At 68.5% G+C, this 11,867-nt stretch carries 5 protein-coding genes and 1 pseudogene; 2 read left to right on the forward strand and 4 right to left on the reverse strand.

The genetic code is table 11. From position 1 onward, the window contains the following. Positions 1–111 precede the first annotated feature (111 nt). Positions 112–1,578, forward strand: a complete 1,467-nt coding sequence (locus tag JANGC3_RS0117050) for a cytochrome P450 (RefSeq protein ID WP_017877701.1) — start codon at positions 112–114, stop codon at positions 1,576–1,578. An 805-nt stretch (positions 1,579–2,383) separates the two neighbouring features. Here JANGC3_RS0117050 and carB read toward each other — a convergent pair. From carB to JANGC3_RS34140, 3 genes and pseudogenes are all read right to left on the reverse strand, one after another. Next, positions 2,384–5,587, reverse strand: a pseudogene (gene carB, locus JANGC3_RS0117055) (carbamoyl-phosphate synthase large subunit); the annotation flags it as partial. Then, positions 5,580–6,740, reverse strand: a complete 1,161-nt coding sequence (gene carA, locus JANGC3_RS0117060; protein WP_017877703.1) for a glutamine-hydrolyzing carbamoyl-phosphate synthase small subunit — start codon at positions 6,738–6,740, stop codon at positions 5,580–5,582. The pseudogene carB and the gene carA, both read right to left, overlap by 8 nt. Positions 6,741–6,870: 130 nt before the next feature. Next, positions 6,871–8,547 (reverse strand): methyl-accepting chemotaxis protein, encoded by a 1,677-nt coding sequence (locus tag JANGC3_RS34140; protein WP_017877704.1) that lies wholly within the window; start codon positions 8,545–8,547, stop codon positions 6,871–6,873. Between the two features lie 322 nt (positions 8,548–8,869). Between JANGC3_RS34140 and JANGC3_RS0117070 the strand changes: the two genes are divergently transcribed. After that, positions 8,870–9,247, forward strand: a complete 378-nt coding sequence (locus tag JANGC3_RS0117070) for a nucleotide pyrophosphohydrolase (RefSeq protein ID WP_017877705.1) — start codon at positions 8,870–8,872, stop codon at positions 9,245–9,247. Positions 9,248–9,470: 223 nt separating this feature from the next. Here JANGC3_RS0117070 and JANGC3_RS29525 read toward each other — a convergent pair whose 3' ends face one another. Next, complete coding sequence (locus JANGC3_RS29525) at positions 9,471–11,735, reverse strand: DEAD/DEAH box helicase (RefSeq protein WP_085945325.1); 2,265 nt, start codon at positions 11,733–11,735, stop codon at positions 9,471–9,473. Positions 11,736–11,867 lie beyond the last annotated feature (132 nt).

The raw sequence follows: 11,867 nt of genomic DNA on the forward strand, positions 1-11,867 counted from the left end.
GCGGCGGCGCGGCGTGTCGGCGCCGCCGCGGTTTGTCGGAAACGTTCAAGACGGCCGCCCCGGTTGCCGCTACAGTGCAAGCCAACGACACGCACTTGCGGAGGAACCAGCATGACAGCGTATCCCGGCACCACCCCCACCGCCGCGCCGCCGGCCCGGCCGGCCCTGCGCCAGATCGCCGCGCTGCCGGGGCCGTTCGCCCTGCCGCTGCTGGGCAACGCCCTGCAGCTCAAGCCTTCGCGCGTGCACCGCGACGTCGAAGACTGGTGCCGCCGCTACGGGCCGCTGTTCCGCATCCGCCTCGGCCGCAGCAAGGTGCTGGTGGTGGCCGGCCACGAGGCGGTCGCGGCGGTCCTGCGCGACCGCCCGGACGGCTTCCGCCGGCCCAAGGTGCAAGCCGACCTGTCGCTGGAAATGGGCGGCGTGCCGGGCCTGTTCATGGTCGAGGGCGCGGAGTGGCGCAACCAGCGCCGCGTGGTGATGCAGGGTTTCGCGCCGGCCGCGATCAAGGCGTATTTCCCGTCGCTGGTGGCGGTGGCGCTGCGCCTGCAGCGGCGTTGGGACGCGGCGGCCGGCGCCGGCGCGGCGATCGACCTGGCCGACGACCTGAAGCGCTACACCGTCGACATCATCGCCGGGCTGGCCTTCGGCACCGATGTCAACACCATCGAATCGGGCGGGGACGTGATCCAGCGCCACCTCGACGTCATGCTGCCGGCGCTGGCGCGGCGCAGCCTGGCGTTGTGGCCGTACTGGCGCTACTTCAAGCTGCCGGCCGACCGCCGCCTGGAGCGCAGCGCGGTGGCGCTGAGGGCCGCCATCGGCGACCTGGTCGGCCAGGCCCGGCAACGCCTGCTGGCCGAGCCGGCGCGGCGCGAGCGCCCGCCCAACCTGCTCGAGGCGATGCTGTGCGCCGCCGACCAAGCGGGCAGCGGGGTCGACGACCAGGCCGTCGGCGGCAACGTCCTGACCATGCTGCTGGCCGGCGAGGACACCACCGCCAACACCATTTCGTGGATGCTGTACCTGCTGCAGCGCCACCCGCGGGCGCTGCGCCGCGCCCAGGACGAGGTGCGCCGCCTGGCGCCCGACCCGGCCGCGTTCAGCGTCGAGCAGATGGACGCGCTCGACTATCTGGGCGCCTGCGCCAGCGAGGCCATGCGCCTGAAGCCGGTGGCGCCGTACATGCCGCTGGAGGCGCTGCGCGACAGCGTGGTCGGCGACGTCGCGGTGCCGGCCGGCAGCTACGTCTGGTGCGTGTTGCGCCACGACAGCGTCGCCGACGCGCACGTGCCGAACGCCGCCGCCTTCGAGCCGCAGCGCTGGCTGGCTCCGGCGCACGGTGAGGCCGGCGCCGGCTTCGACAAGCAGCTCGCGCTGCCCTTCGGCGCCGGCCTGCGCACCTGCCCCGGGCGCTACCTGGCGCTGCTGGAAATGAAGGTCGCCGTGGCGATGCTGCTGGCGCGCTTCGATCTGCTCGGCGTCGACACGCCGGACGGCGGCGAGGCGCGGGAGCTGATGGCCTTCGTCATGTCGCCGGTGGGCCTGCGCATGCGCTTGCGGGCGCTGGCGGCGTGATGAGAGCGTATCGCGTTAAGCTAGCGCGATTTTCGTAGGTCGGGTTAGCCCGCAAGGGCGTAAGCCGACTGGCGTCGACATGGTCAAAAAGCGCGGGCGCAACCCCGGGGCCGGCCCCCAAGGGTCTAACCCCGCTTCTTTGCCGCTGCCTGCGTTTAACGCCGCCGGCCCGCCAGCCCTAGCCCGCGCCCAGCGCCTTGCTGCTGAAGAACTGGTGCACGCCCTTGCGCAGGTCGTCGACGTGCTCGAACTCGAGGTAGGTGACGTCGGCCAGGTCGTCCAGTTCGCGCAGCAGCGTGGTCTTGATCGGCGCGTGCTTCCACACCAGGAACAGGATAGGCGCGTTACTGCCTTTGAAGACGTGGTAGCCCAGCTCGAAGGCGCTACTCTCGCTCATGCCGACGCGGATGTTGATGAACAGGTCGGCCTGGTCGAGCAGCGCCAGGCGGTGCTCGCGGAAGTTCGGCGGCGTGAACAGCTTGCCGGTTTCGCGCTCGAACGACTGCTTGAAGGTGGTCGCGCTTTCGGCCCGTATCCCGGTCAGGTAGTGGAAGGTGTAGGGCGCGCCGTTGGCGCTGTCGAGCAGCACCAGGATGTCGGCGATCATGCGCTGCTGCTCCTGGTCGGCCTCGGTGAAGGGCTGGCGGACGAACACCTTGACCGGCGCGCTGCCGACGTCGCGCTGGCCGCGCCGCTGCGCGCGCCGCTCCGGCACCTCGATCGCCGCCGCCTCCCAGTCGAGCAGGCGCGGCGCCAGGCGCCCGCCCGCGCTCGGGCGCGCCGCCTCCTCGTCGGCCTCGGGCGGCTGGTGCTGCTGGGCCAGCGGGTACAGGCCGAAGCTGTCGATGTGGCGCAGCGCCTCGCTGGCCGCGTCGGCCCCGGCGATGGTGCTGTAGAACGCCGCGCCGGCCTGCAGCGCCGCCACCCGGATCGGCCGCGAGGCCATGATCGCGGCGCGCTTCTCGTCGACCGTCAGGATCACCATCGCGATGCTTCTGGCGGCCAGCTGGTCGAGCACCTCGGCGTCCTCCACCGCCAGCGCCGGGATGTCGGCGGCGTTGATGACGGCCGCCGTCACCAGGCTGGCGCAGATGCCGAAGCCCAGCGTGTGCAACTGGCGCGCCACCGCCACCGCGCGGGCCTGGTCGCTGCGCTTGACGCGCATGTAGACGCGGCCGCTGCGCGGCAGGCGGATGCCGGCCGCCAGCTGCGATTTGTAATACGCCTCGCCGAAGGTTTTTCCAACCCCCATGACCTCGCCGGTCGACTTCATCTCCGGCCCCAGCAGGGTGTCGACGCCGGGGAATTTGGCGAACGGGAAGACCGCCTCCTTGACGCTGAAGTAGCGCGGCACCACCTCGTCGATGACGCCCTGCGCCTCCAGCGAGCGCCCGGTCATGCAGCGCGCGGCGATCTTCGCCAGCGCCAGGCCGGTGGCCTTGGAGACGAAGGGGATGGTGCGCGAGGCGCGCGGGTTCACCTCCAGCACGTAGATCACGTCCTGCATGCGGCCGTCGATCTTGCTCTGCTGGACCGCGAACTGCACGTTCATCAGGCCGACCACGTGCAGGCCGCGCGCCATCAGCACGGTCTGGCGTTTGAGTTCGCGGATGGTGTCGGGCGCCAGCGAGTACGGCGGCAACGCGCAGGCCGAGTCGCCCGAGTGCACGCCGGCCTGTTCGATATGCTCCATGACGCCGCCGATGAAGGTGCGGTGGCCGTCCGACAGGCAGTCGACGTCGACCTCGATGGCGTTGTCGAGGAAGCGGTCGAGCAGCACCGGCGAGTCGTGCGAAACGCTGACGGCCTCGCGCATGTAGCGCTCCAGTTCGAGCGGCTCCTCGACGATTTCCATGGCCCGCCCGCCCAGCACGTAGGACGGGCGCACCACCAGCGGATAGCCGATCTCCTGGGCCAGGCGGCGCGCCTCGTCCTCGGTGCGGGCGGTGCGGTTTTCCGGCTGGCGCAGGCCGAGCTTGTGCAGCAGTTGCTGGAAGCGCTCGCGGTCCTCGGCGGCGTCGATCATGTCGGGCGTGGTGCCGATCACCGGCACGCCGGCCTGCGCCAGCGCCAGCGCCAGCTTCAGCGGGGTCTGGCCGCCGTACTGGACGATGACGCCGATGGGCCGCTCCAAGTGGACGATCTCCAGCACGTCCTCCAGCGTCAGCGACTCGAAGTACAGGCGGTCGGAGGTGTCGTAGTCGGTCGAGACGGTCTCCGGGTTGCAGTTGACCATGATGGTCTCGTAACCGTCCTCGCGCAGCGCCATCGCCGCGTGCACGCAGCAGTAGTCGAATTCGATGCCCTGGCCGATGCGGTTCGGGCCGCCGCCCAGCACCATGATCTTGCGCCGCTCGCTGGGCTGGGCCTCGCACTCCTCGTCGTAGGTCGAGTACAGGTAGGCGGTGCGGGTGGCGAACTCGCCGGCGCAGGTGTCGACCCGCTTGTAGACCGGCCGCACCGCCAGCGCGTGGCGGTGGGCGCGCACCTCGGCCTCGCTGGTGTGCAGCAGCGTGGCCAGGCGGCGGTCGCCGAAGCCCTGCTGCTTGAGTTCGAACAGCACGCCCTTGTCGAGCGCGCCCAGCGACTGCCCCGCCAGCCACAGCTCGGTGGCGATCAAGTCCTGCAACTGCGCCAGGAACCACGGGTCGATGCGGCTCAGCGCGTGCACCTGCTCCAGCGAATACCCCTGGGCGAAGGCCTCGCCCAGGTACCAGATCCGGTCCGGCCCCGGCGCGGCCAGCTCCTCGTCGATGACGGCGCGCCCGCTGCCGTTGCGGCGCAGGCCGTCGACGCCGACCTCGAGTCCGCGCAGCGCCTTCTGGAACGCCTCCTGGAAGGTGCGGCCGATCGCCATCACCTCGCCGACCGACTTCATCTGCGTGGTCAGGCGGTCGTCGGCGGCCGGGAACTTCTCGAAGGCGAAGCGCGGGATCTTCACCACCACGTAGTCGATGGTCGGCTCGAACGAGGCCGGGGTGTGGCCGCCGGTGATGTCGTTGCGCAGCTCGTCGAGGGTGTAGCCGACCGCCAGCTTGGTGGCGACGCGGGCGATCGGGAAGCCGGTCGCCTTCGAGGCCAGCGCCGACGAGCGCGACACGCGCGGGTTCATTTCAATGACGATCATGCGGCCGTCGTCCGGGTTGACGGCGAACTGCACGTTGGAGCCGCCGGTGTCGACGCCGACCTCGCGCAGCACCGCCAGGCTGGCGTTGCGCATGATCTGGAATTCCTTGTCGGTCAGCGTCTGCGCCGGCGCCACCGTGATCGAGTCGCCGGTGTGCACGCCCATCGGGTCGAGGTTTTCGATCGAGCAGACGATGATGCAGTTGTCCTTCTTGTCGCGCACCACCTCCATCTCGAATTCCTTCCAGCCGATCAGCGATTCCTCGATCAGCAGCTCGCCGGTCGGCGACAGCTCCAGGCCGCGGGTGCAGATGGCCAGGAACTGGTCGAAGTCGTAGGCGATGCCGCCGCCGCTGCCGCCCATCGTAAACGACGGCCGCACCACCACCGGGAAGCCCAGTTCCTGCTGCGCCTCCCAGGCCTCGGCCATGTTGTGGGCGACGCCGGAGCGCGCCGAACCGAGGCCGATCCGGCTCATCGCCTGCTTGAACTTGGAGCGGTCCTCGGCCTTGTCGATGGCTTCCGGCGAGGCGCCGATCAGCTCGACGCCGTACTCCTTGAGCACGCCGTGGCGGTGCAGTTCGAGCGCGCAATTGAGCGCCGTCTGCCCGCCCATCGTCGGCAGCACCGCGTCGGGGCGCTCGCGGGCGATGATGCGCGCCAGCACCTCCCAGTTGATCGGCTCGATGTAAATGACGTCGGCCATGTCGGGGTCGGTCATGATGGTGGCCGGATTGCTGTTGACCAGGATCACCTTGTAGCCCTCTTCGCGCAGCGCCTTGCAGGCCTGCACGCCGGAGTAGTCGAACTCGCAGGCCTGGCCGATGACGATGGGGCCGGCGCCGATCAGCAGGATGGTGTTGAGGTCTTTACGCTTAGGCATTTTTATGCTTCTCCATCAAGGTCACGAAACGGTCGAACAGGTGTCCGATGTCATGCGGGCCGGGCGCGCCCTCGGGGTGGCCCTGGAAGCAGAACGCCGGCCGGTCGGTGCGGGCGAAGCCCTGCAACGACCCGTCGAACAGCGACAGGTGGGTGACCCGGCAGTTGGCCGGCAGCGACTCCAGGTCGACGGCGAAACCGTGGTTCTGCGAGGTGATCATGACGTGGCCGCTGTCGAGGTCCTGCACCGGGTGGTTGGCGCCGTGGTGGCCGAACTTCATCTTGCGCGTGGTGGCGCCCGAGGCCAGCGCCATGATCTGGTGGCCGAAGCAGATGCCGAAGGTCGGCACGCCGTGCTCGATCAGCTCGCGGCAGGCGCCGATGGCGTAGTCGCACGGGGCCGGGTCGCCCGGGCCGTTGCCGAGGAAGACGCCGTCCGGGTGGTGCGCCAGCGCCTGCGCCGCCGAGGTGTGCGCCGGCAGCACCGTGACCTGGCAGCCGCGCGCGGCCAGCATGCGCAGGATGTTGCGCTTGACGCCGTAGTCGATCGCCACCACGCGGCAGCGCGGCGCCTCCAGCCGGCCGTAGCCGCGCCCCAGCGCCCACTCGGTCTCGCGCCACTCGTAGGGTTCGCGGGTGCTGACCTGGCGCACCAGGTCGACCCCGCTCAGGCCGGGGAAGGCGCGCGCCAGCGTCAGCGCGTGGCCGGCCTGGTCGGTGCCGGCGACGATCGCGCCGCTCTGCGCGCCGCGCTCGCGCAGCAGGCGCGTCAGTTTGCGCGTGTCGACGCCGGCGATGGCGACGATATTCTCCTGTTGCAGATACTCCGACAGCGAGCGGGTCGAGCGGAAGTTCGACGCCAGCAGCGGCAGGTTCTTGATCACCAGCCCGGCCACGGCGATGCGGCCCGACTCGGCGTCCTCGTCGTTGACGCCGGTGTTGCCGATGTGCGGGTAGGTCAGCGTGACGATCTGCCGGCTGTAACTGGGGTCGGTGAGGATTTCCTGGTAGCCGGTCATGGCGGTGTTGAACACCACCTCGCCGCTGGTGTGGCCGGCGGCGCCGATCGAGACGCCGCGAAACACCGGGCCGTCGGCGAACGCCAGGATCGCCGGCGGATAGGCCCGGCGCAGGTTGGGGGCGGCTATGGTCATGAACTCTCCTTCGGGCGATGGTGGACGACGGAACGGGACGGGACGCCGGCGCGGCGCCGGCGGCAAGGCGTGGCCGCGCCGCGCCGGGCCGGGAACGCGGCCGGGGCCGGGGCCGGGGCCGGCGGACGGCTCAGGCCCGCTTGGCGCGGCGCGCCGGCGGCGCGGCCGGCGCCTGGATGCTGCGCACCGGCAGCGCGCGCGGCGGCGGCGCCGGCGCGCGCGCGGCGCCCGCGGCCTCGGCCAGCTTGAACACGCTGACCAGTTGCACCAGGCTTTTCGCCTGCTGCTCCAGCGCCTCCGACGCGGCGGACGCGTTCTCGACCATCTTGGCGTTTTGCTGGGTGGCGCCGTCCATGTGGTGGATGGCGTTGCTGATGTGGTCGATACCCTCGCTCTGCTCGCGGCTGGCGACGGTGATTTCCCCCATGATCGAGGTGACCCGGTTGACGCTGGTGACGATCTCGCCCATGGTCTTGCCGGCCTGGTCGACCAGGCGCGCGCCGAACGTCACCTGCTCGACCGAGTGGTCGATCAGGGTCTTGATTTCCTTGGCGGCGCCGGCCGAGCGCTGCGCCAGGTTGCGCACCTCCGAGGCGACCACGGCGAAGCCGCGGCCCTGCTCGCCGGCACGGGCCGCCTCGACGGCGGCGTTCAGCGCCAGGATGTTGGTCTGGAAGGCGATGCCGTCGATGACGCCGATGATGTCGACGATTTTCTTGGCCGATTCGTTGATCGAGCCCATCGTCGCGACAACCTGCGACACCACCGCGCCGCCCTGGCCGGCCACCTCGGCCGCCGACAGCGCCAGCAAGTTGGCCTGGCGCGCGTTCTCGCCGTTGCGCCGCACCGTCTCGGTCAGTTCCACCATCGACGCGGCGGTCTCCTCGAGCGAACCGGCCTGCGCCTCGGTGCGCCCGGACAGCTCCAGGTTGCCGGCGGCGATCAGGCCGCAGGCGCCGTCGATGGTGTCGGTGGCGCTGCGCACGTCGCGCACGATGTCGAACAGGCTGGCGTCCATCTCGCTGAGGGCGCCGATCAACTGGCCGATCTCGTTGTCCGAGTCGACCGCGATGGCGCCGTTCAGGCGGCCGGCGGCGACGCCGCGGGCGATGCCGACGGCGCGCCCGAGCGGCTCGGTGATGCCGCGTATCAGCAGCACGCCGATCAACACGCTCAGCGCCGCCCCCACCAGGATTGCCGCGCCCATCAGCCAGGCGGTCGCGCCGATGGTGCCGCGCACCGCCTCGGCGTCGACCCTGGCGCGCTGCGCCAGCACATCGGTCAACTCGAGCAGCGCGGGGTCGGAAATGCGGTAGGCCGGATTGATCGAGCGGATCAGGATCGACTCGGCGTCGTCCCACTTCTGCTGCTGGATCAGGGCGCTGGCGGCGCTGATCGCGTTGATGCCGAGGTTGTTGCTTTTCGCCACCCACTGCTCGGCCAGCTCGCGCTCGGGCGCCGTGTCAATGGCGTCGCGGTAGGCCGACAGCAGTTTGTTGATCTCGGCGGTGGTGTCGTCGATGGTTTTGAAATGCACCGCCAGCGGATGGTCGTGCAACTTGGACCATTCCATGGCGGGGTTGTGCTGCAGCGCCTGCAGGATCTGGCTGCGGTTGATTTCCATCTTGAAGCGGATCCGCTCGGCCAGCCGGGCGCTGACCCGGGCGTCCTTTTTCGCGGTGTTGTCCAGCAGCCTGCTGGTGTTGTTGATGCTGTGGCCGCCCAGGCCGCCGATCAACAACAGCATCGCCACAAAGAACACCATGGTGGAAATGATCAGCGTCCTGATTTTGATATTCTTCAGCATGGAATCGCACCTTTCAAATGCATTAATTTCAATTTGAAAATTTTTCCTTTCCCCATGTTATGGGCAAAAGGCGCCGCCTCATGCAACCCGACCCGGAGCGGATTTGACATATCTCATGCTTCATTCAATCACCAGCAAGTCCGCGCCGGCGCGTTCAATGTTCCCGGCAGGAAAATCAAAGATATCCCAGTTGAAACTGCGGCCATCTGCGCTGGGTCAGTAAAACGCCGGGTATCGTCGCGCCGCGCAACGGCCGTCGCCGGTGCTAACATGGCCGCACGGGCGGCGGCGGGGGCCGCGCCCGCTCAATGGAGGGATGGGAATGGACAACGCTGGCGACACGGGGGGGCGGATCGACAGCCTGGTCGAATTGCGCGAGCTGATCTGCGGCTTTGTCGCCGAACGCGACTGGGACCAGTTCCACACGCCGAAAAACCTGGCGATGGCGCTCTCGGTCGAGGTGGCGGAACTGGTCGAGCACTACCAGTGGCTGCCGAGCGGCGCCGACGCCGAGCTCGACGACAAGAAGCGCGCCGGGATACGCCATGAAATGGCCGACGTCCTGGTCTACCTGATACGCCTGGCCGACAAGAGCGGCGTCGACCTGCGCGCCGCCGTGCTGGAGAAAATGCAGTTGAACCGGGAGAAATACCCGGCCGAGCGGGTCCGCGGCGACGCCCGCAAGTATTCGGAGTACTGAGGCGCCGGTTGCGCGACAAAAAAGCCGCGGTGCTCGCCTTGGCGCGCGGGGCCTGGCCCCAGGGTTACGCCGTTGGTTTTGAAGCGCTACGCGCTGCTCCAGGCCAACGTTGTCGGGTTACGCCCAACGGGCTAACCCGACCTACGAAATCACGCACACGTTGACCGAAAAAAAGGGACCGCCTTGGCGGTCCCTTCTTGTTTACCCCATCCCGCCAACCGGTTTAGCCCGGCTTGAAGGTCTTGCGCGGCGCTTTCTTGTCAAACGAGCGCGGCGCGAAGTCGCTTTTCGGCTTGAACGCCTTCTTCGGCGCCGACATCGGCGCCGAGCTGCCGTCGTCGAGGCTGATGTCCAACTTCTTGCCGGCAACCCATACCGACTTCAAGTGGTCGAGCACGTCCGGCGGCATGCCTTCCGGCATTTCCAGCACGCTGTGGTCGTCGAAGATGTCGATGCGGCCGATGTGCTTCGCTTCCAACTGCGCCTCGTTGGCGATGGCGCCGACGATGTTGCTCGGCGTCACGGCGTGGTTGCGGCCCACTTCGATGCGGTAGGCGATCATGCCCGGCTTGCCTTTGGACTCCTTCTTGGCGCGCGCTGGCGCGGCCTCGGCGGCGGCCGGCGCTTCCCTGCGCGCGGGGGCCTCGTCGAACGACTTGGCCGGCGCGGCGCGCTTCGGCGCCTCGTCGAAGGCCTTGGCCGGACGCGGCTTCGGCGCGGCGGCCGGCGCCGGGTTCGGCGCCTCGCCGTCGCGGCTGATGCGCAACTGTTGGCCGGCAACCCACACGCCTTTCAACTGGTCCAGCAATTCGTTGGGGATCGTGTCCGGCAAGTCCAGCACGCTGTAGTCGTCGTAGATTTCAATACGTCCGATATGCTTTGAATCGAGGCCGGCTTCGTTGGCGATGGCGCCGACGATGTTGCCCGGCTTGACGCCGTGGGCGTGGCCCACTTCGATACGGAAGGTTTGCATGCCGGCGTCGGCCGGACGCACGACGCGTTCCTTTTTCGGGAAGGCCGGACGCTCGGCGCGCTCGTTGCGCTCGAAACGCTCGTTGCGCTCGGGACGTTCGAAACGTTCCGCACGCTCGCCGCGCTCGGGACGGTCGAAGCGCTCCTGGCGCGCCGGCCGGTCGTCGGCCCACGAGGCCGCCGCGGTTTGGGCTTTCTTGTCGAGCAACAAAGGCGTGTTGCCGCGGGCCATTTTCGCCAGCGCGGCGGCGATTTCGATCGCCGGGATGTTCTGTTCGCGCTCGAAATCCTCGATCAGCGACTGGAACTGCTCCAGCTCGCCCAGCGCCAGCGTTTCGGTGATCTGTTCCTTGAACTTGGCGATGCGCACGTCGTTGACGGCCTGGATCGTCGGCAGTTCCAGCATGCCGATCGGCTGGCGGGTCGAACGTTCGATCGCCTTCAGCAGGTTTTTCTCGCGCGGCGTGATGAACAAAATCGCCTCGCCGCTGCGGCCGGCGCGGCCGGTGCGGCCGATGCGGTGGGTATAGCTTTCCGGATCGTGCGGCACGTCGTAGTTGACCACGTGGCTGATGCGCTCGACGTCCAGGCCGCGGGCGGCGACGTCGGTGGCCACCAGGATATCGATTTTGCCATCCTTCAATTGCTGGATGGTGCGCTCGCGCTGGGCTTGCTGGATGTCGCCGTTGATGGCGGCGGCCGAGAAGCCGCGCGCCTGCAACTTGCCGGCCAGTTCCTCGGTGCCCAGCTTGGTGCGGGCGAAAATGATCATGCCGTCGAAGGTTTCCGCTTCCAGGATGCGGGTCAGCGCGTCGAGCTTGTGCATGCCCGACACCAGCCAGTAGCGCTGGCGGATGTTGTCGGCGGTGCCGGTCTTGGCGGCAACCGTCACTTCGGCCGGATTTTGCAGGTAGGTGGTGGCGATGCGTTTGATCACCGACGGCATGGTGGCCGAGAACAGCGCGGTCTGGCGGGTGTCCGGCGTTTCTTGCAGGATGCGCTCGACGTCGTCGATAAAGCCCATGCGCAACATCTCGTCGGCCTCGTCCAGCACCAGCGTCTTCAACTTCGACAGGTCGAGCGAGCCTTTGTCGAGGTGGTCGATGACGCGGCCGGGGGTGCCGACGACGACGTGCACGCCGCGGCGCAGCGCCGACAGTTGCGGGCCGTAGCTTTGACCGCCGTAGATCGGCAGCACGTGGAAGCCGGGAATATGCTGGGCGTACACCTGGAACGCCTCGGCCACCTGGATCGCCAGTTCGCGCGTCGGCGCCAGCACCAGCGCCTGCGGCGTGGTTTGCTTGAGGTCGATGCGCGACAGGATAGGCAGCGCGAACGCGGCGGTTTTGCCGGTGCCGGTTTGCGCCTGGCCCAGTACGTCGCGGTTAGCCAGCAACAAAGGAATGGTTGCCGCCTGGATAGGCGACGGTGCTTCGTAGCCGACGTCTTTCAGCGCGCGCACGAGCGCGTCGCTGAGATTGAGGTCGGAAAATAGGGAAATAGGTGTGTCGGACATGAATTCACTCACAAGTTCGCTCGAATCGCCCAATGCGAAAGAATGCTGTATACAGTTTACTCTGTACTGGCGCGGCCCGGGCGGAACCGGACCAGAGATTGCCAACTTTTACGCGTAAAAGACAGAAAAATC

Source organism: Janthinobacterium sp. CG3 (genome assembly GCF_000344615.1).
Lineage (GTDB): Bacteria > Pseudomonadota > Gammaproteobacteria > Burkholderiales > Burkholderiaceae_D > Janthinobacterium.

What these genes read in the sequence shown, in the direction of transcription:
- JANGC3_RS0117050 (WP_017877701.1), top strand. Translation starts at nt 112, where the DNA reads ATGACAGCGTATCCCGGCACCACCCCCACCGCCGCGCCGCCGGCCCGG.
- carA (WP_017877703.1), bottom strand. Translation starts at nt 6,740, where the DNA reads ATGACCATAGCCGCCCCCAACCTGCGCCGGGCCTATCCGCCGGCGATC.
- JANGC3_RS34140 (WP_017877704.1), bottom strand. Translation starts at nt 8,547, where the DNA reads ATGCTGAAGAATATCAAAATCAGGACGCTGATCATTTCCACCATGGTG.
- JANGC3_RS0117070 (WP_017877705.1), top strand. Translation starts at nt 8,870, where the DNA reads ATGGACAACGCTGGCGACACGGGGGGGCGGATCGACAGCCTGGTCGAA.
- JANGC3_RS29525 (WP_085945325.1), bottom strand. Translation starts at nt 11,735, where the DNA reads ATGTCCGACACACCTATTTCCCTATTTTCCGACCTCAATCTCAGCGAC.